The sequence below is a fragment of the Aquimarina pacifica genome, from assembly GCF_000520955.1.
GTDB classification, from domain to species: domain Bacteria; phylum Bacteroidota; class Bacteroidia; order Flavobacteriales; family Flavobacteriaceae; genus Aquimarina; species Aquimarina pacifica.
The window spans coordinates 75,789-98,277 of the sequence record NZ_JACC01000012.1 but is presented as its reverse complement, the minus strand read 5'-3'; the positions used below and the strand labels follow the sequence as shown (position 1 = coordinate 98,277).

The following is a 22,489-nucleotide window of genomic DNA, read 5'->3' as shown; positions in this document are numbered from 1 at the left end:
ACTATTTTATTTCATCCATAATATTACTTATTTCGGTTTTACGGATTTTAATTCTCAGGTTTGTTGTAAAAAGGGTCAGAATTATCTCCGGTTTCGGTGTCTTCGTACATCAACAACATTGAATATTTTTGCAACATCTTTGAGGTGTACCTCAAAATCATTGTAATAATTATTTAATGAATGTAATGTAAGTATCCCTTGTTCTACATTGTGATTTGATATTCTCTTTAGTAATATCCCTTCTGTTTTGTGTACAATTACAAAATCCCATTTATTAATATGTAATTTACTGCTCCAAAAGTCTTGTCGCACCTCTCGACATAGAATAAGGTCGCTTTCTAGATAGCTTTCATAACTCTCATTGTCCATAGAATCTCCTTTTACTTCAAAAAACACATAATTACCTTTGTATTCTCTATCTGCTAGGTATGGCATTTTTGGTAGGTCCTCTATATAAGTAGTGTCAGTAAAACTATTTAGATATCCTGCATAGGCATATTGATTTATTAAAGGGATCATCATTACGTTTACATTATGAGGATTGATAGTATTGGTATTTCGCTTTGATTCTATATTTTGTAATAATTGACTAGCGGTAGTATCAAGTTTAATATTTTGAACTTTTTCTAAAAGTTCGAAAGGAGTCACTTCTAAAACATTGGATATTTTAAGAAAGGCTTCGAGTGTTATTGGGGTTTTGCCTTTCATGTAATTAAAGAGAGTCCCTTTCTTAATACCCGTACTTTCTATTAAATCCTTAATAAGTTTACCTTTTTGATCTGCTACTTCTTTGATTTTCTGTAGGTCCATATGCGAGAGTTAAAATTTTGAATCTAATTATTTGAAATTCAAAAAAATAAATTAAATAGTTCAATATAGTAAACTTTAATGTTGTTTTGTTTATTATTTTGTACTATATTTGTTTTGTATTTGATTCAAAGATACAAAAAAATAAACAAAATTCTTTTTTAACTATATATAACAGTAGATGATAGAAGAGAATATATAATAATGGTATGTGTAAGTTGAAAATTTTGAATCTTTAATTGTTCAAAAATGGTTTTACACTGATTAGATACATTACACATTAAAAAAAAAGTAGTAAAAGAAACAAAATATAAAATTACAACATATTGCCGTATGTATAAAAAAGGCAACAATCACAGATATTAATCTTTATTCATAAACTTTTTAAAACCAAAAACTCTATGAAATACAAGTCAACGTCAAAAAAAACAATTGCTCAAGCATACGCTGTTACCGACAAAACATTTGCCAATTGGGTTAGGCCTTTTGAAAACAAAATAGGTGAATATCGTTCTCGTTGTTATACACCCAAACAAATAGAAATGATCATATCGTATTTAGGGATGCCGGAACATTCTAATTTGGTATGTGCATAGAATAGATAAAGTAATATGTTTTCTTATGCTCTAGTTTTATGTCATGTGATTTCATAATAAATTACCAAGCTTTTATTTTTTATTCTTTGATTGTATGATATATATAATTGTAACGTATTGAAAACTATTTGTATAAGTGATGAAGCAATATAGGGAAAGGAGAAAAAGAGTATTTGGGAGTATCAGAATAGGCTATTTAAATATCATATTAGTTGTTAAATGATTCATCCTAATAACTCTTTTGGTGTATGTCTTTTTTGGAAATAAAAAACCACTTTTCTTAGGTAGAAAAGTGGTGTCTTAAATCAAAATCAAACAATTCCCTGATTTAAAGCCTCAGGGATGGCAATGTTGCTTATGAAAAGCAGTATCCATTTTCTGCAGCTACTTTATCTGCAATTTTAGTTCTTAATGCTACAACATTGGGCTGGTTAGCATATTTGGTAAAACGTTTCAGTCCCATTAGCATCATACGTTGCTCATCTCCTTCAGCAAAAGAAACAATAGCTTCTTTTCCTTTTTTGATAACGATATCAATGGCATTATATAAATACAATTGTGACATTGCTATTTGCGTTTCTTGAGAGTCTTCACCAAAACGTTTTGCATTTTTCTCTGTACGAAGAATAGTAGATTCGGCCATGTAAATCTCTATAAGAATGTCAGAAGCGGCCATCAATAATTGTTGATGTTCTTCTAACTTTGCTCCGAATTTTTGCATAGCAGCTCCTGCAACCATAAGAAACACTTTCTTCATTTTTGCGATCACTTCTTTTTCTTCAGAAAATAATACCGAATAGTCAGGGGTATCAAAAGAAGGAATACCAGTAAGTTCATCGGCAACTTTCATTGCAGGCCCCAGAAGGTCTACATGTCCTTTCATTGCCTTTTTTATTAGCATTCCTACCGCTAACATTCTGTTGATTTCATTTGTACCTTCATATATTCTTGCTATACGAGCATCTCTCCAGGCAGACTCCATCGGGGTATCTGCAGAGAATCCCATACCACCAAAGATTTGCAAACCTTCGTCGGAAGTATTTTGAACATCTTCTGATACAGCTACTTTTAGGATAGAACATTCGATTGCATATTCCTCAACCCCTTTAAGTTCTGCTTCCTGATGAGAGTTGCCTTCTGCTTGACGAATTGTAATTCTATCTTCAATATTTTTTGCCGCACGATAACTAGCAGACTCATCTGCGTATGTATTGGTTGCCATATCAGCTATTTTGGCTTTGATAGCACCAAAGTTCATGATAGGTGTTTTGAACTGAATACGCTCATTAGCATACTTTGTAGCTTCACCAATAACTCTACGTTGTGCATCTAGACAAGCAGCAGCTAATTTGATACGACCAACATTAAGAGCATTCATGGCAATCTTAAACCCATTACCTCTCTCTGATAACATATTTTCTACTGGTACTTTGGTATCACTAAAAAATACCTGACGAGTAGAAGAAGAGTGAATTCCTAATTTTTTCTCTTCATCTCCTAATGTAATCCCATTAGAGGGGTCATTTTCTACAATAAATCCAGTAATATTTTTATCATCCTCTATTCTTGCAAAGACGATAAACACACTACAAAAACCAGCATTAGATATCCACATTTTTTGACCAGAAATCAGATAGTTTTTACCATCGTCAGATAATACTGCTTTTGTTTTACCCGAATTGGCATCAGAACCTGCACCCGGCTCTGTCAAACAATAGGCACCGAACCATTCTCCTGTAGCTAACTTAGGAACGTACTTTTGTTTTTGTTCCTCGTTTCCGTAAAGTGTAATTGGCATAGTACCAATACCTGTATGTGCTCCGAAGGCAGTACTAAAAGATCCTGTGGCACCGGATATATAATCACAAACTAACATGGTTGAAACAAACCCCATCCCAAGACCTTCATAAGCTTCTGGTACAGAAACTCCAAGTAATCCTAGTTCACCTGCTTTACGCATGCACTCTTCTGTATAGGCATAATCTTTGTTTTCAAACCGTTCCCAATGTGCCCATAGTTCACGATCTACAAATTCTTTTGCACTATCTCGCATCATTTTTTGCTCCTCAGAAAAATCTTCTGGAGTAAATACATCTTCGCATTTCGTTTCTTTGACAAGGAATTGTCCTCCTCTCAGAATGTCTTTGTTTATTGTTTCGCTCATTTTTTATCCGATTTTAATAATTCATATTGAGTATAAAATATAAAGTAGGTGTACTTTATACTCAGGTTTTGTATCTCTATTCTACTTAGTTTAAAAATTCATATATCCCAGCAGCTCCTTGTCCTGTACCTACGCACATAGTTACCATACCGTATTTTCCTTTCATGTTTCGCTTACGCATTTCATCAAAGAGTTGTACCGATAATTTTGCACCTGTACAGCCAAGCGGATGCCCTAAAGCAATAGCACCGCCATTAACATTTACGATATCCTGATTTATATTAAGTTCTCTCATTACTGCTAGGGATTGTGATGCAAAAGCCTCATTAAGTTCTATCAACTCGATATCATCTTGTTTCAATCCTGCTTGTTTCAGTGCTTTTGGTATGGCTTTAACAGGACCAATTCCCATAATTCTTGGCTCTACACCGGCTGCGGCATAATTCACTAGTCGGGCAATAGGTTCTAGGTTTAATTCTTTAACCATTTCTTCACTCATAATCATTACAAAAGCTGCACCATCACTCATTTGTGAAGAATTACCCGCAGTTACACTACCGTTGGCAGCAAAAACGGGTCTTAATTTGCCAAGGACCTCTTTTGATGTTCCTGCTCTCGGGCCTTCATCTTTATTAACTGTGTATGATTTGGATGCTTTTTTACCATTTTCATCAACATAAACCTGATCTACATTAATAGGAACTATTTGATCTTGAAAGCGATCTTCTGCTAGTGCTTTTAATGCTTTCATATGTGAATTATAAGCGAACTCATCCTGATCTTCTCGAGAAACATTAAATTGGTTAGCAACAGCTTCTGCTGTATTACCCATTCCCCAATAGTAATCTTCATGTCCCGCTTTGGCTAAATCATAGTTTAATTCTGTTTTGTAACCTGTCATAGGAACAGAGCTCATACTTTCTGCACCACCAGCAATAATACAATCGGCCATTCCGGATTGAATTTTTGCTGTTGCAATACCAATAGTTTCTATACCCGAGGAACAAAATCTATTTACTGTAACTCCTGGGACATCGATAGAGTTTAACCCCATTAATGAGATTAAACGTGCCATATTTAGTCCTTGTGCCCCTTCTGGCATTGCATTACCAACAATAACATCATCAATGCGATCTTTATCTAGTTGTGGTAACTCTTTCATCATATGTTGAATTGTCTCTGCTGCCAATTCATCGGTTCTTTTAAATCTGAACACTCCACGTGGAGCCTTTCCTACGGCTGTTCTATATGCTTTTACTATATATGCTGTTTTCATTTTGAAAAATAGATTTTAGATTTTAGTATTGGGTACTGAGATTTTTTTCTCAATACTTCTTTGTAATGAATAATTCATTTTTTGAATTTCAGTGACGAATTGAATACTAGGTTTTACTTTTTCCTCTGTTAGGAGATTAAGTTCTATTGTTAGTATCAGAAGTGTTTGAAGTTCATAAGCTGATCCATTAGCAATACTCAAAAAATGTTTAAATTCTTTATTAGAATTTCTTCCTGCACCTTCGGCGATATTTGAAGAAATAGAAATAGCGCTACGATTTATTTGAGAAATCAATCCGTATTTTTCATTAGAAGGAAGAGCACTAGTAAGTTGATAAACAAGTTTAGCCAAATCAATTGACATTCTCCAAATTGTTAAATCTTCAACTTTATGCATCTTATTATTATCTAAGTACTTAATACTAAATTCTCAATATTTTAGTTTCTTAGCGGTTTCCCTTTTTTAAGCATATGTTCAATACGTTCTAATGTCTTACGTTCTGTACATAACGATAAAAAGGCTTCACGTTCTAGGTCTAGTAAATATTGTTCTGTTACCAAAGTGGGCTCAGAGAGATCGCCTCCTGCCATTACATATCCAAGCTTATTAGCAATTTTATGATCGTGCTCTGATATGTACTTACTAGCTTCCATAGAATCGGTTCCTACTAAAAACATTCCTAGTGCTTGTTTTCCTAATACTTTTACATCTTTACGACGCATAGGTTGTGTATATCCTTGATCAGCAATCAATTTTGCATGTGCTTTGGCCGTGGCTATTTGGCGGTCCTTATTGACTATAACTATATCTTTTCCTTTTTGTAGTAGGTTGGTGTCAAAGGCTTCGTAAGCCGAGGTAGAAACTTTGGCCATACCAATGGTTAGGAAGTGCTCTTGTAGTATATTAAGCTCTACATCGTCTTTCTTAAAAAGATCAGAGGCTCTTAGAGCCATTTCTTTTGATCCGCCACCACCTGGTATTACACCTACACCGAACTCTACTAACCCCATATAGGTTTCTGCTGCTGCAACAACTTTATCTGCATGAAGCGATAATTCGCATCCACCACCAAGTGTCATGCCATGGGGAGCGGCTACAGTAGGTATTGATGAATAACGCATGCGCATCATAGAATCTTGGAAATATTTAATAGCCATATTAAGCTCATCATATTCCTGTTCTACCGCCATCATAAAGATCATACCAATGTTAGCACCTACAGAAAAATTAGCACCTTGATTACCAACAACTAATCCTTGAAAATCTTTTTCTGCAATATCAATTGCTTTATTTAATCCAGATAGAACATCACCACCAATAGTATTCATTTTACTCTGAAATTCTACATTAAGAATTCCGTCGCCAAGATCCTCTACAACAACACCGCTATTTTTGAATACCTCATTTGATTTACGGATGTTATCAAGAATAATAAACGCATCTTGTCCGGGTATTTTTATTTGCTTCTTTTGCGGAATATCGTAGAAAAATGTTGCGCCATCCTGCACGGTATAAAATGAAGTGCTTCCTGAAGCAATCATATCGTTTACCCAAGCAGCAGGTTCATATCCTTCTGATTTCATTATTTCAATTCCTTTTTCTACGCCTATGGCATCCCAAATTTGGAAAGGTCCATGTTCCCAACCAAAACCGGCCTTCATCGCGTCATCAATCTTGTAGAGATCGTCTGTTATTTCAGGAATACGATTTGATACGTATGTAAATAAAGCCGAGAAATTCTTTCTGTAGAATTCGCCAGCTTTGTCTTTTCCTGCTACCAATACTTTAAAACGATCAACTACTTTGTCGATAGTTTTTGTCATTTCGAGAGTAGGGAACGAGGCTCTTTTCTTTTCTCTATATGCTAATGAATCAAGATCCAAAGAAAGGATTTCTTTTTTACCTTCTGCACTTACATTTTTCTTATAAAATCCTTGTTTTGTTTTGCTTCCCAACCACTTGTTTTCCATCATTGTGTTGATAAAATCAGGCAGTTTGAAAAGTTCGTGACGTTCATCTTCCTTACAGTTCTCAGCAATACCATTTGCTACATGAACCAAGGTATCAAGACCTACAACATCTACGGTACGAAATGTTGCTGATTTTGGTCTTCCGATAACAGGTCCGGTAAGCTTATCTACTTCTTCTATAGTTAATCCCATGTCTTTCACCATATGAAAAAGACTCATAATACTGAAAATACCCACTCTATTTCCTATAAATGCCGGAGTGTCTTTGGCAATGACCGAGGTTTTTCCTAAAAATTGTTCTCCGTAACCATTAAGGAAATCTAGAACTTCATTAGAAGTATTTGGGCCAGGGATAATCTCAAACAATTTTAAATACCGAGCCGGGTTAAAAAAATGTGTTCCGCAGAAGTGTTTTTGAAAATCTTCACTTCTACCTTCGTTCATAAATTTTATAGGGATACCCGATGTATTTGATGTAATTAATGTACCAGGCGTTCTATGTTTTTCTAAGTTTTCGAAGACTATTTTTTTGATATCAAGTCTTTCAACAACAACTTCGATAATCCAATCTACATCAGCCACTTTATGAATATCATCTTCTAAGTTACCTGTAGAGATTCGATTGGCAAATTTTTGATTGTAAATAGGAGAAGGTTTAGATTTTAAAGCCGCTTTAAGTGAATCGTTTACTAATCGATTGCGGACTACTTTATTGTCGAGGGTAAGGCCTTTTGCTTTTTCTTTATCATTTAGTTCTCGGGGAACGATGTCTAATAGTAGCACTTCGACACCAATATTAGCAAAATGACATGCGATACCGGATCCCATAATTCCTGACCCGACAACCGCAACTTTTCTAATGGTTCTTTTCATTTTTAACTTTTGGTTATATTAAGATGATATAGATTCTTGATTCGAATAAATTTTCTTTGACGCTATTAAGTCATTTATGATTTGAAAAACTTCTAAAAAAGTATCTAACTTTTCTTTAGGAATATTTTTTCGCACCACATTGTCAAATGTAAAAACGACCTCTCTTGAAAAATTCCTCATTTCTTTGCCAAATGGGGTTAAGTGAATTAAAACTCCGCGGCCATCCTGAGGGTTTTTCTTTCTGAAGATCAGTCCTTTTTCTTCCATCGCTTTTAGCGTTCTGGATAGACTTGTAGCTTCCATGCCCATTTTAGGACCCAATGAGGTAGAGGGTGTTCCGTTTTCTGGATCAATGCTTAGTAAGGCAAAACCAGTAGACATTGTGCTGCCTTTTTTGCCTGCTTCTTCATTATACATCTTGGTTACCGCCATCCAGGTAGCGCGTAACACGTAATCTATTGTCTTCTCTCTCATTTAAAATGATTAATATTCTCGTAAAGATAAGAAAATTTATTATGCATGCATAATAAAAAAAATAAAAAAAATGAGAAAAGTGTAAGTAATTTACGTTTTTCTATTGAATTAATAAAAAAACTCCCCAAAAATTGGGGAGTTTACTGATTAATAGTTGAGCTTGTGCACGTATAGTGCTGTAATCAGTGAATTGAATTAGCCGTAAATTTTCAAATATAGTGCTTTATACTTTTCTTTTATTATTTTTCTTCTAAGTTTCATAGTAGGAGTGAGGTGTCCTAATTCGATGCTCCATTCTTCTGGAGTAAGTTCGAATCTTTTTACCTGTTCCCATTTTCCGAATTTTTTATTGTGCTCGTCTATTTCTTCTTGGAAACGATCTATAACTGTTTGATTACTGATCATTTCTTCTACCGAATTACCGATTTGAATATTTTTACGTTCTGCCCATTCTTTTACAAACTCAAAATTTGGTTGTACGAATGCTGCAGGCATTTTTTCTCCTTCACCTACCACCATTATTTGTTCGATAAAGCGAGATTGTTTCATAGCGTTCTCTATCAACTGTGGGGCAACGTATTTTCCACCTGATGTTTTAAACATCTCTTTTTTACGATCAGTAATTTTCAGAAAACCTTCACTATCAATTTCTCCGATATCTCCTGTATGAAAATATCCGTTTTTTAATACTTCGTTGGTTTTGGCTTCATCTTTATAGTACCCAAGCATTACTTGAGGTCCTTTGACAAGAATTTCGCCATCATCGGCAATTTTTACTTCTGTCTCTGGGATAAGCTTTCCTACGGTACCAATTTTAAATCCTTTGTTTCTAACATCATTCACAGATATCACAGGAGAAGTTTCTGTAAGACCGTATCCTTCCATAACACCAATTCCTGCGGCATTAAATACTCTTGCAAGTCTGGGTTGTAGCGCAGCGCTTCCTGATGCTATTACCTTTAGGTTACCTCCTAGAGCTTCTTGCCATTTACTAAATATGAGTTTTTTTGCAAGACCAAGCTTTTTTTCATAAAACCACCCATTGGCACCATAGGGTTGGTATTGAAGACCTAAATCTACAGCCCAGAAAAAAAGTTTCTTTTTAATACCTGTTAAATCTGCTCCTTTTGCAATAATCTTATCATATACCTTTTCAAGTAATCGAGGTACAGCTGTCATTATTTCAGGTTTTATCTCCTTTAAGTTGTCACTTATGGTTTCTAAGGATTCAGCAAAATAAATACTTATACCTGCGTACTGATAGAAATACATGAGCATTCTTTCATAAATATGGCATACGGGTAAAAAGCTTAAAGATTTCACTTCGCCTTCTGGTATTGGAAACCGAGTGTAAGAGTTTAATGCATTACTTACAATATTTTTGTGACTAAGCATCACTCCTTTAGGTTTTCCAGTAGTACCAGATGTATATATAAGTGTAGCTAAATCATCTTCTTTTACAGAAGCCATTAGGGTTTCTACTTCATTTTGGTTACTATCATCATTTCCTAATTCTAATACTTCAGTCCAGTTTTTACAACCTTCTATAGAATTAAATGAATAGACTTCTTTTAAAGATGTATTTTTCTGTATGTTTTTGACTTTTTGATATACTTCATCATCAGATACGAAGCAATAAGTTGCTCCCGAATGATTCAATACATATTCGTAGTCTTCTTGAGAGATTGTAGGGTAAATAGGTACGTCTTGGGCGCCTATCTGAAGCACACCAATATCCGTAATATTCCATTCAGTTCTATTATTACTAGAGATTATGGCTATTTTATCGTTGGGTTTAACCCCCAATCGTAATAACCCCCTACTTATTTTATTTGCTTTTTCTACATATTCTTTTGTTGAAGTAGCAGTCCATTTTCCATCATATTTTGTTATCAAAGACTTTTCTAAATTGAACTTTTCTAGCTGGTAATGTGGAAAATCAAATAATCTAGTAATTGTTGTCATAAGCTGTTTTAGGATAGTTTTCTTAGTTATTTAAAATCATAATGTCTAAAAACAAGATGCATTACACTTAAAATAATCTTAGAAAAAAAATTATTATGCACGCATAGCTTCGCAAATTAAAAAAAATATCATAATTCGCAAGGGTAATATATGAAAAAAAAACCTGTTTTTTTTTATGAACTTGACAATATTTTACGTTTTTGTTGCTAATATCTCATTAATTTACCTTAGCTACTCTTGATTTATAAGTAGTTATAGAATTATCCTAATTAGTGTTTTTAAGATTTTCGGTGTATTATTTATCCTTTAGCCATTCTTTTGCATTAACGAATGCTTCAATCCAAGGAGAAATTTCATCTTGCCTATTGGCGGGGTAATTGGCCCAATTCCATTGAAAAATGGATCGTTCGATATGTGGCATCATTACCAAATGACGTCCGGTTTTATCTGTCAACATTGCGGTATTGTAATCAGATCCATTTGGATTTGCAGGGTAGGTGTCGTATCCATATTTTGCAACAATATTATATTGATCTTCTGATAAAGGTAGATTAAATTTGCCTTCACCATGAGAAATCCAAACTCCTAATGTGCTTCCTGCTAAAGTAGATAGCATTACAGAGTTGTTTTCTTGAATTTTTACCGAAGTAAAGTTACTTTCATGTTTCATCGAATCATTGTGATGAAGTTTTCCGTGTACCTTATGTTCAGGATTGATTATTTCTAGTTCCATAAACAATTGGCATCCATTACAAATACCTAAAGATAGCGTATCTTCTCGTTCAAAGAATTTTTTTAATGCGATGTTTGCTTTTTCATTGTATAAAAATGCACCCGCCCATCCTTTGGCAGAACCTAAAACATCACTATTAGAGAAACCTCCGACAGCACCTATAAATTGAATATCTTCTAGGGTTTCTCTTCCAGAAATTAAATCAGTCATATGTACATCTTTAACATCAAAACCAGCCAGATACATTGCATGAGCCATTTCTCTTTCAGAGTTGCTTCCTTTTTCTCTTATGATCGCTGCTTTTGGTTTATTTACATCTTTTTTGACAGCAGGTTTTATTCCTGTAAAATGATCGGGGAATTTGTAGCGTAAGGGCTGATTGACATAATTTTGGTATCGGGCTTTCGCTAAATTATTAGCAGTTTGTTTTTGATCTAATAAGAAAGAGGTTTTATACCATAGTGAACGATATTCTTCAATCGAAAGAGAGAAAGAATTCTCTTTATTCTTTATTTTTAGGATATTACCATCTTCTGCACGACCTATATTATAAAATTTTATTTCATTTTTTTGTAAAATTTCTTCTACATTAGCATCGAGTGCGCTTTGAAAAACGATTCCTGAATTTTCTGAAAATAATAATTTAATAGTATCTGATTCACCTATACTACTTAGGTCTAACTGTGCTCCTAAATTGGTGTCAGCAAAACATAGTTCTAATAATGTGGTAATAAGTCCGCCAGAAGCAACATCATGTCCTGCAATAATTTTATCCTGACCAATTAAATCCTGTATAACATTGAATGTTTTTTTGAATTCTGATGTATTCTTAATGTTGGGGGTTTCAGAACCCAATGTATTCATAATTTGTGAAAAAGAAGAACCTCCTAATTTATGAGTGTCATTTGACATATTTATATAGTAGATATCTCCTCCTTTTTTTTGTAATACAGGTTCTATTACTTTGCTAATGTTATTACAATGTGCAGCTGCAGAAATAACAACAGTCCCCGGAGATGTAACCTCTTCATTAGGATACTTTTGCTTCATTGATAAAGAATCCTTTCCGGTTGGAACATTTATACCAAGATCAATTGCAAATTCGGATATTGCTTTTACTGCTTGATATAACCTTGCGTCTTCTCCTTCATTTTTGCATGGCCACATCCAGTTTGCAGATAATGAAATAGACTGCAGTCCATCTTCTAATGGAGCCCACACAATGTTGGTAAGCGCTTCTGCAATAGAATTTCTACTTCCCGCTTCTGGGTTTATCAGTCCTGAAATTGGGGAATGCCCAATACTTGTAGCAACTCCATGATTACTTGTATAATCTAGTGCCATTACTCCACAATTGTTGAGAGGTAGTTGTAAAGCTCCAACACATTGTTGTTTTGCCACTTTACCTCCGACACATCTATCTACCTTGTTTGTGAGCCAATCTTTGCATCCTACAGCTTCAAGTTGCAAAACTTGGGCTAAATATGAGGAGAAACTGCTCTGTACGTATGATATTTCTGTATAATTACGTTTTACAGTTTTATCAGTCATTATTGTCTTAGGAGAACTGCCAAACATGTCTTCTAAGGCCAAATCCATAGGAGTATCCCCTTTGGTATTAGATTTGAAGGTAAATCTGTTATCTCCTGTTACATCTCCTACCTGATAGATGGGAGAACGCTCTCTTTCTGCAATACGTTGTAGGGTGTCGATATCTTTTTTACCTATAACAAGTCCCATTCTTTCCTGAGATTCATTTCCTATAATTTCTTTGGCTGATAGTGTCGGGTCACCTACGGGTAATTTATCTAGGTCAATTTTACCTCCTGTTTCTTCTACTAGTTCAGAAAGACAATTAAGATGCCCACCTGCACCGTGGTCATGTATTGATACGATGGTATTTTCTTTACTTTCAACCATACCGCGAATAGCATTCGCAGCACGTTTTTGCATTTCTGGATTAGATCTTTGTATAGCATTTAGTTCAATGCCACTGCTAAATTCTCCTGTATCGGCAGAGGACACTGCAGCTCCTCCCATACCAATCCTGTAGTTTTCTCCTCCTAGGATAACGATTTTATCACCTGATTTAGGTTGTGCTTTGATTGCTTGTTCAACCTTACCATATCCTATTCCTCCTGCTTGCATTATTACTTTATCAAAACCAAGTTTTCTTGCGTCTTCTTCGTGTTCAAAAGTAAGTACAGATCCTGTAATTAGTGGTTGCCCAAATTTATTGCCAAAATCCGAAGCGCCATTGGATGCTTTGATTAAAATATCCATTGGTGTCTGGTACAGCCATTTTCTTTCCTGCATTCCTTGTTCCCAAGGACGATTTTCTTCTAGTCTCGAATAGGAAGTCATATAAACAGCTGTTCCTGCAAGTGGTAAAGAGCCTTTACCTCCGGCAAGTCTATCTCTGATTTCTCCTCCAGAACCAGTAGCTGCTCCATTAAAAGGTTCTACTGTAGTAGGAAAATTATGAGTTTCTGCTTTTAAGGAAATAACGCTATTGAATGCAGTTTCTTCATAAAAGTCTGGCTTATCTGCTGTTTTAGGAGCAAATTGTGTTACTTCTGGGCCTTTAACGAAAGCAACATTGTCTTTGTAGGCAGAAATGATACCGTTAGGGTTTTCTTCTGATGTTTTTTTGATAAGCTTAAAAAGAGATACAGGTTGTTCCTGTCCATCAATAACAAAAGTACCATTAAAAATTTTATGACGACAATGCTCAGAGTTAACCTGAGAAAAGCCGAATACTTCAGAGTCAGTAAGTTTTCGTCCGATTTTTATACTAACACTTTCTAAATACTCTATTTCTTCTTTATTCAGAGCAAGACCTTCAGTAGCATTATATGCTGCAATATCTTCAATTTGTACAATTGGTTCTGGCTGAATATCTATAGTGTATATATTTTGATCTAGCTTTTCATATTTTTGTGATAGCATAGGATCAAAACTAGTATGATCTTTAGAAACGGATTGAAATTCTTCAATTCTCATTATTCCAGTAATACCCATATTTTGAGTAATCTCTACGGCATTTGTACTCCATGGAGTGATCATTGCGGATCGTGGACCAACAAAAAAAGCGTCAATCGACGCCCCACTTATTTTTGGTGTACTACCAAATAACCAAATGAGTTTTTTTATATTTTCTGCTGAGATTTCAGCGTTTGTTTGAACGGCAAATACTTTCTCGTTTTGGTTTCCGAAGAAAAGAATCATACTTCGATTGTTTGTTATAGTTAATTAATAGGTATATGCCAAAATTTGACATCAGATATAATACCCTGCAAATCTACTGTTTTTCTGTATAATTTTTTGCATAAAACTACGTATTCGGTTTGATAGTTATTCACTTAATTTTAACAATAATGGGTTACAGATAAAGTATGACAACATAGTATACATGCTCAGTCAAGAAAAGCTCAGTATTTTAATCCTGAATTATGTGCCTTGGTGCTGTTTTTTTTCTAATAATGCCATGTAAAAACCATCATAACCTGACTCATGCGAAAGGATTTTTTTGTCTTTTAAAAAGGTGAAATCTTTTCCTACCTCTGTGTTCAAGAATTTTTTTACCTGTTCTTGATTTTCTGAGGGTAAGATAGAGCAAGTTGCATATACTAATTTTCCTCCTGGCTTTACCATTTTCGAATAGTTTTCTAAAATTTCAGATTGAGTACGTTTTATGGTCTCAAGAAATTCAGGACGTAATTTCCATTTAGCGTCTGGATTACGCCTTAATATACCCAAACCACTGCAAGGAGCATCAATAAGAACACGATCTGCTTTGTTGTGTAGTTTTTTAATGTCTTTTGTACTCTCGATTACTCGAGGTTCTATATTATGAGCTCCTGCTCGACGAGCTCTTCTTTTTAATTCTTTTAATTTATTGCTATAGATATCCATTGCAATAATTTGCCCTTTGTTTTGCATTAGGGCAGCAAGGTGTAACGTTTTTCCTCCTGCACCTGCACATGTATCTACTACACGTTGCCCAGGTTTAATGTCTAAGAAATCTGCGACTAGCTGAGAAGATGCGTCTTGTACTTCAAAAAAGCCTTTTTTGAACACTTCTGTTGAGAATACATTGGTTCTTTCTGTAAGTTGTACCGCAGATGGATACCCTTTAACAAATTCGGTGTCAATATTTTCGTCTTCGAGAAGACTTCTTAGAGTCTCTTTGGTAGTTTTTAAAGAATTAGCTCTTAAAACGACAGGTGCTTGTGTATTTAGTGCACTTATTTCCTGATCCCACTTTTTTCCCAATTCTTCTTTTCCTATCTCGTCTATCCAGTCCGGTATAGATTCTCGAAACTTTCTTATTTTGCTGAGCTCATCAAATTTACCTTTGATACGTCTAGTTGGAGTAGGGGCGATTTGTTTCCAGTCAGGGAGCGTAATTCCTCTTAATGTGGCCCATACTGCAAATATTCGCCATAGATTATCTCTAGAGAAAGGAGCTGCTACTTCGCCAATCTCTGCGTATAGACGTTTCCAACGTACGATCTCATAAATAGTTTCTGCAACAAAACCCCGATCACGAGAACCCCATCTTTTATCTCGTTTCAGTAGTTTTTGAACTACCTTATCGGCATATGCTTCTTCATTAAATATTTCATGCAGTCCATCTATAACTGCAAAAACCAGATTTCTGTGTAAACGCATTAGGCTGTTTTTTTAAGGTCTGCAAAGGTATGTCTTTGAAGCCAATTAGCATTGCATTTGATGGTAATTTATTAAGTGTAAAAAGAACTAACATACTTATCATTAGTTTCTGACGGTATGTTTTACTTTTGATGTAGTACAACCTATTCAGTAAAAAAATGTTTTGATGTATACTATTCCTTATAGTTGTAAGAACATACCATTGGCATTTTATTCTAAGAAATAGGCTTCATTTTATAAATAATAGATAAAGAATCAATTATTTCTTTTTCGTTCTCTTATTTTATCTAGTATTCTCTTATTAAAATCGGATTCTATTTTGATCAATTGTATCACTTTTTTATCAGATATTATTTTTCTTAATTGAGTAATTGATGTTTCTTGGGATTCATTTTTCTTTTCCTCTGCGTCTAGATAGTTGTTCAATAACTCACTTACTCTTTCATTACTAAGATCTGATGAGTTTTGCGAAGTTTCTTTTAGACTTCTGATTATCTGTCGTCTTTGTTTCTTGAAATTATTAATTATTTCTTGATGCTTATTATATATTGGCCAGAATCGTTCTGCTTCAGAACTGGTTAAGTTTAAATGTTCTGTAATATAAGCAACTTTATATGCTTTTATTTTTTCTTTTGCACCACTCATATTTTGAGCGAATGCGCCTATTGTAATAAAAACAAAACTAATAAGCACCAGTATTTTTTTCATAGGTTTTATTTTATTCGGTAAATATTAATTCGTCCTCAAGCTCTTCTTCAGATAAGTAATTCATTAGTTCTTCATTGGTAGTCATATCATCTACAAAAACTTCTGAATACGTTATATTATCATCAAATAGCGATAATATATCTTCCTCATTTAGAACTAAGGTTTCTTCCGTAAGATATCCATAAAGCTCTGCTACATCAATATCATTAATATTTTGCGTTGACTTGTAATTGATATTCAATGAGAATAGTATGGCAATCATTGCTGCTATACCAGACACATAGATAATAGCACGTTTATTTGTTCTTAAATTTATAAGTTTTCCTTTTGTTACTCCTGAATCTGTTTTTTTAAGAATGTTTTTTTCTACATCGGTAAAATATTCTTTTGGAACCCGAAAACCGGAATCTGATTTTATGTTTGATAAATAACTATCGGACTTTGATGCATAGAATTCAGTGTTTTTTGAGAGTTCATCTTCAAAATTCTCAAAATAGTCTTTTGGGACCTTAAACCCTGATTTTCTTTTATGTATATCGTTTTCTTTCACTTAAGTATGACGTTTTAAATGTAAAAAGGTTTAATAGTTTTTTAAAAAATCTTCTATTTTTTTAGTTGCGATATGATATGAGGCTTTTAATGCTCCTTCACTTGTTTCTAAAATTTCTGACATTTCTCGATATTTTAATTCCTGAAAATACTTCATATTAAATACCTGTTGTTGTTTTTGAGGTAAAGTAGCAATAGCTTTTTGTAATTTTAATTGCATTTGATCACCATCATAGTATACATCGGCCTCGAGGTTGCGAACTAATTGGTTATTTAATTCATCAAGACTTATGTTGTGTTTTTTTGCTTTTTTATTTAAAAAAGTGATTGATTCATTTGTTGCAATTCGATACATCCAGGAATATAACTTACTTTCACCTTTAAAATTCTTTATATTCTTATGTATTTTGATAAAGACATTTTGAAGCACATCATTGGTGTCTTCATGGTTTTTCAGCATATTACGTATGTGCCAATATAATCTTTCTTTATAAAGGGATACAAGCTTACCGAAAGACGTATTAATATCTTTTCCAGATTGTAAATCGAATAGTAAGTCCTTCTCTTCTTGAGTGTTCAAAAATCAAATAAGTTTTAGTTACAAGTTTGGAGTATTATACCTTTATATGACTAATGTACATAAAAAAGGTTTAATTAAGGTTTTTGGGTATATATAATAAGTAGTGTAAATAAATTTGTAAGATGAACATAGATATCCAGAGATATAAGACAGATTAAATACATTTTTTGTTGTTTAAGTGATTCTCTCTATCGATTTATGTTTATAATTTGGGACATGTCATTGTTGGGATTAAATACATTGACTTTTAATTTTGAAATAAATCTTCTAATTTATTATGCTCTGTTCAAAATTAGAGAATTCTAAAGTGTATTTTGAATATAAAGTGTTTTAATTGGCTAAGGTTTTTTTTCTAAATTCGATATAAAAAATCGTTAAAAAACAATTTTATTTGGATAAAGTGCATTTTTTCTTGTTTTATATCAAAAAGTGTTTTATATTCGAAATGTGATTGTGATTTAATTGTTTCACCTTCCCCAAGGTGAATAAGATTTTAAAAAAAGTGAGTTTTAATTTTAGAATAAGCCCCTAAATTAAGATGATTTGTGTGAAGAAAAAGAGTGCGAAAGCGCTCTTTTTTGTTTTACGCCTTTTTAATGTTTATTCTAAAAGTAAGTTTTATCTTACATTTTTCATGATATAAAAGTTAAAAAACATTATTTATACGATAAAATGCATATTTTTCTTGTTTTGTATTAAAAAGTGTTTTATATTTGACCTGTGATTGTGATTTAATTGTTTCATTTTCCCCAAGATGAACAAGGTTTAAAAAAAGTGAGTTTTAATTTTAGAATAAGCCCCTAAATTAAGATGATTTGTGTGAAGAGAAAGAGTGCGAAAGCACTCTTTTTTGTTTTATGATGTTTTCTAACGTTTGTTTAATAAGTAAGTTTTATCTTACATTAATTGATTTATAAAAGTTTAAAAACATTATTTTGACGATAAAATACATTTTTTTCTTGCTTTGTATTAAAAAGTGTTTTATATTTGACCTGTGATTGTGATTTAATTGTTTCATTTTCCCCAAGATGAACAAGGTTTAAAAAAAGTGAGTTTTAATTTTAGAATAAGCCCCTAAATTAAGATGATTTGTGTGAAGAGAAAGAGTGCGAAAGCACTCTTTTTTGTTTTATGATGTTTTCTAACGTTTGTTTAATAAGTAAGTTTTATCTTACATTAATTGATTTATAAAAGTTTAAAAACATTATTTTGACGATAAAATACATTTTTTTCTTGCTTTGTATTAAAAAGAGTTTTATATTTGACCTGTGATTGTGATTTAATTGTTTCATTTTCCCCAAGATGAACAAGGTTTAAAAAAAGTGAGTTTTAATTTTAGAATAAGCCCCTAAATTAAGATGATTTGTGTGAAGAGAAAGAGTGCGAAAGCACTCTTTTTTGTTTTATGATGTTTTCTAACGTTTGTTTAATAAGTAAGTTTTATCTTACATTAATTGATTTATAAAAGTTTAAAAACATTATTTTGACGATAAAATACATTTTTTTCTTGTTTTGTATTAAAAAGAGTTTTATATTTGACCTGTGATTGTGATTTAATTGTTTCATTTTCCCCAAGATGAACAAGGTTTAAAAAAAGTGAGTTTTAATTTTAGAATAAGCCCCTAAATTAAGATGATTTGTGTGAAGAGAAAGAGTGCGAGAGCGCTCTTTTTTGTTTTATACATATTTCATTAAATATAGGTTAAATCTTACTTTTAATAAAAAACATAGTTGAAATTACGTTTTTTTACGATAAAATGCATTTTTTTCTTGTTTTATATTAAAAAGAGTTTTATATTTGACTTGTGATTGTGATTTAATTGTTTCATTTTCCCCAAGATGAACAAGGTTTAAAAAAAGTGAGTTTTAATTTTAGAATAAGCCCTAAATTAAGATGATTTGTGTGAAGAGAAAGAGTGCGAAAGCACTCTTTTTTGTTTTATGTATATTTTGTTTAAAAGTAAGTTAAATCTTACTTTTAATACGTTTAATGGTTAACATGTTTGTTTTTTACGATAAAATACATTTTTTCTTGCTTTATATTAAAAAGAGTCTTATATTTGACCTGTGATTGTGATTTAATTGTTTCATTTTCCCCAAGATGAACAAGGTTTAAAAAAAGTGAGTTTTAATTTTAGAATAAGCCCCTAAATTAAGATGATTTGTGTGAAGAGAAAGAGTGCGAGAGCGCTCTTTTTTGTTTTATACATATTTCATTAAATATAGGTTAAATCTTACTTTTAATAAAAAACATAGTTGAAATTACGTTTTTTTACGATAAAATGCATTTTTTTCTTGTTTTATATTAAAAAGAGTTTTATATTTGACCTGTGATTGTGATTTAATTGTTTCATTTTCCCCAAGATGAACAAGGTTTAAAAAAAGTGAGTTTTAATTTTAGAATAAGCCCTAAATTAAGATGATTTGTGTGAAGAGAAAGAGTGCGAAAGCACTCTTTTTTGTTTTATGTATATTTTGTTTAAAAGTAAGTTAAATCTTACTTTTAATACGTTTAATGGTTAACATGTTTGTTTTTTACGATAAAATACATTTTTTCTTGCTTTATATTAAAAAGAGTCTTATATTTGACCTGTGATTGTGATTTAATTGTTTCATTTTCCCCAAGATGAACAAGGTTTAAAAAAAGTGAGTTTTAATTTTAGAATAAGCCCTAAATTAAGATGATTTGTGTGAAGAAAAAGAGTGCGGAGGCACTCTTTTTTGTTTTATGTACATTACATTAAATGTAGGTAAAGTCTTACTTTTTGTAAAAAATATAGTTAAAAACATGTTTTTTTACGATAAAATGCATTTTTTTCTTGTTTTGTATTAAGAAGAGTTTTATATTTGACCTGTGATTGTGATTTAATTGTTTCATTTTCCCCAAGATGAACAAGGTTTAAAAAAAGTGAGTTTTAATTTTAGAATAAGCCCTAAATTAAGATGATTTGTGTGAAGAAAAAGAGTGCGGAGGCACTCTTTTTTGTTTTATGTACATTACATTAAATGTAGGTAAAGTCTTACTTTTTGTAAAAAATATAGTTAAAAACATGTTTTTTTACGATAAAATGCATTTTTTTCTTGTTTTGTATTAAGAAGAGTTTTATATTTGACCTGTGATTGTGATTTAATTGTTTCATTTTCCCCAAGATGAACAAGGTTTAAAAAAAGTGAGTTTTAATTTTAGAATAAGCCCCTAAATTAAGATGATTTGTGTGAAGAGAAAGAGTGCGAAAGCACTCTTTTTTTATTTTTCTTACTTACCAATCGTTAATGCATCCTTATTCGAATGACTGCATATTTACTAATTTTTGATAAACTCCATTTTTGGATAGAAGTACATCATGGCTACCTTGTTCTACTATTTTTCCTTTTTGCATTACAACGATTAAATCAGAGTTTTGTATTGTAGATAGCCTATGTGCAATTACAATACTTGTTCTATTTTTCATCATATTCTCAAGTGCAGATTGTACCAGACGTTCGCTTTCGGTATCTAAGGCGGATGTAGCCTCATCTAATATCATTATTGGTGGGTTTTTAAGAACTGCTCTAGCTATTGATAAGCGTTGTTTTTGCCCACCGCTTAATTTATTACCACTATCTCCAATATTGGTTTCTATACCTTGAGGTAAGTCTTTTACAAATTCCCAAGCATTGGCAATTTCTAATGCTTCAATAACTTCTTTGTCAGAAGCTGTTTTGTTTCCTACTAACAAATTATTCTTTATTGAATCATTAAATAATATAGAGTCTTGGGTTACTAGACCCATGAGATTTCTCAGAGAAGCTTTTGTAAGATCTTTGATATCTATATTATCTATTTTTATTGCTCCTTTGTTTACATCATAAAATCGAGTAACCAAATTTGCTATTGTTGATTTACCGCTCCCAGATTGTCCTACTAGCGCAATAGAACTTCCTTTGGGTACTTTAAGCGAAAAATTATTTAGCACATATTCATCCTCATATTTGAAAGATATATTTTCTAAGGTAATATCAGACAGGAACTCTTCTTTAGTTTTGGCATCTATTTTATCTTGTAAAGGAGATTTGGTATTTAGAATTTCTAATACACGTTCGGCAGCAGCATTTCCTTTTTTAACAGAGTAACTTGCCTTGGATATTGCTTTGGCCGGTGTGAGAATGTTATATGCGAGTCCCATATAAGCAAAAAATTCACTAGCATTTAGAGAATGATCAATAAAAACCATTTTACCACCATACCACAATAAAATTGCAATTACACATATACCTAAGAATTCACTTGTTGGGGATGCAAGGTTTTGTCGATTCAGTAATGAATTAGAAAACTTAAAGAATCTAGAGGTTGAATTTTGAAATTTACTTCCAAAAATTTCCTCTGCATTAAAGCCTTTTATAACCTTTAGTCCTCCGAGAGTCTCTTCTACAATAGATAAAAATTGTCCTTGTTCTCTTTGAACTTTTTCTGATTTTCTTTTTAAAGACTTTCCTATAAGTGATATTAGGAAGCCTGATACTGGGATAAAAATAAAAACAAATATGGTTAATTTAATACTTATAGCAAACATCATGAGGATAGTAAAGAGAATCATTAATGGTTCTCGTACTACTAACTCTAGTATGGAAAGAAAAGAATGCTGTATTTCTAGAACATCTGATGTTATTCTTGCAATAACATCTCCTTTTCTTTTTTCTGAAAAATAGCTTAAAGGTAGTGCTACTATTTTCTCATATAATTTATTTCTAATATCTCTTAGTACTCCGTTTCGTAAAAATGTAATAAAATACATTGCAGAATACCCGAAAATATTTTTTAGAAAAAACATTATGATTACTAAACCAACCATAGCAGTTAGGACATAAACTTCTCCTTCTTGCTCGGATTTTAGGGTAATGAAGTAATTTGAATACTCCATTAAATAATCTTTTATACCACTTAGTCCTTCTTTCCAAATTGGTTTTTCATATATGGGTTTACTTTCTTTAAGTAAAACGCTAAGCATTGGTATTAACGATATAAAAGATAAAGTACTGAATAAGGCATAAAAAATATTACAAATAATATTTAAAATACCGTAGGATTTATAAGGAATCGCAAAGCGAAGAATTTGTTTAAAGTAGTTCATTAAAAATTC

14 protein-coding genes are annotated in these 22,489 nt (G+C 32.5%); 1 reads left to right on the top strand and 13 read right to left on the bottom strand.

The window, feature by feature from the left end:
• Nucleotides 1–81: 81 nt before the first annotated feature.
• Entirely contained in the window at nucleotides 82–810 is a 729-nt protein-coding gene (locus tag DZ60_RS0108620; RefSeq protein WP_025741686.1) for a LexA family transcriptional regulator, read from the bottom strand.
• 398 nt (nucleotides 811–1,208) lie between these two features.
• Here DZ60_RS0108620 and DZ60_RS0108615 point away from each other — a divergent pair, with 398 nt between their 5' ends.
• A complete protein-coding gene (locus tag DZ60_RS0108615) occupies nucleotides 1,209–1,403 on the top strand; it encodes a hypothetical protein (RefSeq protein WP_025741685.1) in 195 nt (64 codons plus the stop codon).
• 355 nt (nucleotides 1,404–1,758) lie between these two features.
• Here DZ60_RS0108615 and DZ60_RS0108610 read toward each other — a convergent pair whose 3' ends face one another.
• The 12 genes from DZ60_RS0108610 to DZ60_RS0108550 form a co-directional block, all read right to left on the bottom strand.
• A complete protein-coding gene (locus DZ60_RS0108610; RefSeq protein ID WP_025741684.1) occupies nucleotides 1,759–3,567 on the bottom strand; it encodes an acyl-CoA dehydrogenase family protein in 1,809 nt (602 codons plus the stop codon).
• Between the two features lie 85 nt (nucleotides 3,568–3,652).
• The gene (locus tag DZ60_RS0108605) at nucleotides 3,653–4,843 is read right to left on the bottom strand and encodes an acetyl-CoA C-acyltransferase (protein ID WP_025741683.1); all 1,191 of its coding nucleotides are present in this window, start codon (nucleotides 4,841–4,843) and stop codon (nucleotides 3,653–3,655) included.
• 15 nt (nucleotides 4,844–4,858) lie between these two features.
• A complete protein-coding gene (locus DZ60_RS0108600; protein WP_025741682.1) occupies nucleotides 4,859–5,239 on the bottom strand; it encodes a four helix bundle protein in 381 nt (126 codons plus the stop codon).
• A gap of 41 nt (nucleotides 5,240–5,280) precedes the next feature.
• Nucleotides 5,281–7,686, bottom strand: coding sequence for a 3-hydroxyacyl-CoA dehydrogenase/enoyl-CoA hydratase family protein (locus DZ60_RS0108595; protein ID WP_025741681.1), 2,406 nt, complete (start codon nucleotides 7,684–7,686; stop codon nucleotides 5,281–5,283).
• 18 nt (nucleotides 7,687–7,704) lie between these two features.
• Nucleotides 7,705–8,160, bottom strand: coding sequence for a MarR family winged helix-turn-helix transcriptional regulator (locus tag DZ60_RS0108590; RefSeq protein WP_025741680.1), 456 nt, complete (start codon nucleotides 8,158–8,160; stop codon nucleotides 7,705–7,707).
• A gap of 195 nt (nucleotides 8,161–8,355) precedes the next feature.
• Nucleotides 8,356–10,125 (bottom strand): AMP-dependent synthetase/ligase, encoded by a 1,770-nt coding sequence (locus DZ60_RS0108580; RefSeq protein WP_025741679.1) that lies wholly within the window; start codon nucleotides 10,123–10,125, stop codon nucleotides 8,356–8,358.
• Between the two features lie 295 nt (nucleotides 10,126–10,420).
• Complete coding sequence (purL, locus tag DZ60_RS0108575) at nucleotides 10,421–14,086, bottom strand: phosphoribosylformylglycinamidine synthase (protein ID WP_025741678.1); 3,666 nt, start codon at nucleotides 14,084–14,086, stop codon at nucleotides 10,421–10,423.
• Nucleotides 14,087–14,308: 222 nt separating this feature from the next.
• Nucleotides 14,309–15,532: an RsmB/NOP family class I SAM-dependent RNA methyltransferase gene (locus DZ60_RS0108570; RefSeq protein WP_025741677.1), complete on the bottom strand. Its 1,224-nt coding sequence runs from the start codon at nucleotides 15,530–15,532 to the stop codon at nucleotides 14,309–14,311.
• Nucleotides 15,533–15,787: 255 nt separating this feature from the next.
• Nucleotides 15,788–16,240, bottom strand: coding sequence for a hypothetical protein (locus DZ60_RS0108565; protein WP_025741676.1), 453 nt, complete (start codon nucleotides 16,238–16,240; stop codon nucleotides 15,788–15,790).
• 10 nt (nucleotides 16,241–16,250) lie between these two features.
• Nucleotides 16,251–16,790 (bottom strand): hypothetical protein, encoded by a 540-nt coding sequence (locus tag DZ60_RS0108560; RefSeq protein ID WP_025741675.1) that lies wholly within the window; start codon nucleotides 16,788–16,790, stop codon nucleotides 16,251–16,253.
• Between the two features lie 30 nt (nucleotides 16,791–16,820).
• Nucleotides 16,821–17,315 (bottom strand): RNA polymerase sigma factor, encoded by a 495-nt coding sequence (locus tag DZ60_RS0108555; protein ID WP_449500856.1) that lies wholly within the window; start codon nucleotides 17,313–17,315, stop codon nucleotides 16,821–16,823.
• A gap of 3,335 nt (nucleotides 17,316–20,650) precedes the next feature.
• Nucleotides 20,651–22,480 carry an ABC transporter ATP-binding protein gene (locus DZ60_RS0108550; protein WP_025741673.1) on the bottom strand — a complete coding sequence of 610 codons (1,830 nt, stop codon included), beginning with the start codon at nucleotides 22,478–22,480 and terminating at the stop codon, nucleotides 20,651–20,653.
• Nucleotides 22,481–22,489: the final 9 nt, after the last annotated feature.

Bases quoted from the DNA above. Each gene is read 5' to 3' on its own strand.
- DZ60_RS0108605 (WP_025741683.1), bottom strand. From the start codon at position 4,843: ATGAAAACAGCATATATAGTAAAAGCATATAGAACAGCCGTAGGAAAG.
- DZ60_RS0108590 (WP_025741680.1), bottom strand. From the start codon at position 8,160: ATGAGAGAGAAGACAATAGATTACGTGTTACGCGCTACCTGGATGGCG.
- DZ60_RS0108570 (WP_025741677.1), bottom strand. From the start codon at position 15,532: ATGCGTTTACACAGAAATCTGGTTTTTGCAGTTATAGATGGACTGCAT.
- DZ60_RS0108565 (WP_025741676.1), bottom strand. From the start codon at position 16,240: ATGAAAAAAATACTGGTGCTTATTAGTTTTGTTTTTATTACAATAGGC.
- DZ60_RS0108615 (WP_025741685.1), top strand. From the start codon at position 1,209: ATGAAATACAAGTCAACGTCAAAAAAAACAATTGCTCAAGCATACGCT.
- DZ60_RS0108610 (WP_025741684.1), bottom strand. From the start codon at position 3,567: ATGAGCGAAACAATAAACAAAGACATTCTGAGAGGAGGACAATTCCTT.
- DZ60_RS0108580 (WP_025741679.1), bottom strand. From the start codon at position 10,125: ATGACAACAATTACTAGATTATTTGATTTTCCACATTACCAGCTAGAA.
- DZ60_RS0108595 (WP_025741681.1), bottom strand. From the start codon at position 7,686: ATGAAAAGAACCATTAGAAAAGTTGCGGTTGTCGGGTCAGGAATTATG.
- purL (WP_025741678.1), bottom strand. From the start codon at position 14,086: ATGATTCTTTTCTTCGGAAACCAAAACGAGAAAGTATTTGCCGTTCAA.
- DZ60_RS0108620 (WP_025741686.1), bottom strand. From the start codon at position 810: ATGGACCTACAGAAAATCAAAGAAGTAGCAGATCAAAAAGGTAAACTT.
- DZ60_RS0108550 (WP_025741673.1), bottom strand. From the start codon at position 22,480: ATGAACTACTTTAAACAAATTCTTCGCTTTGCGATTCCTTATAAATCC.
- DZ60_RS0108600 (WP_025741682.1), bottom strand. From the start codon at position 5,239: ATGCATAAAGTTGAAGATTTAACAATTTGGAGAATGTCAATTGATTTG.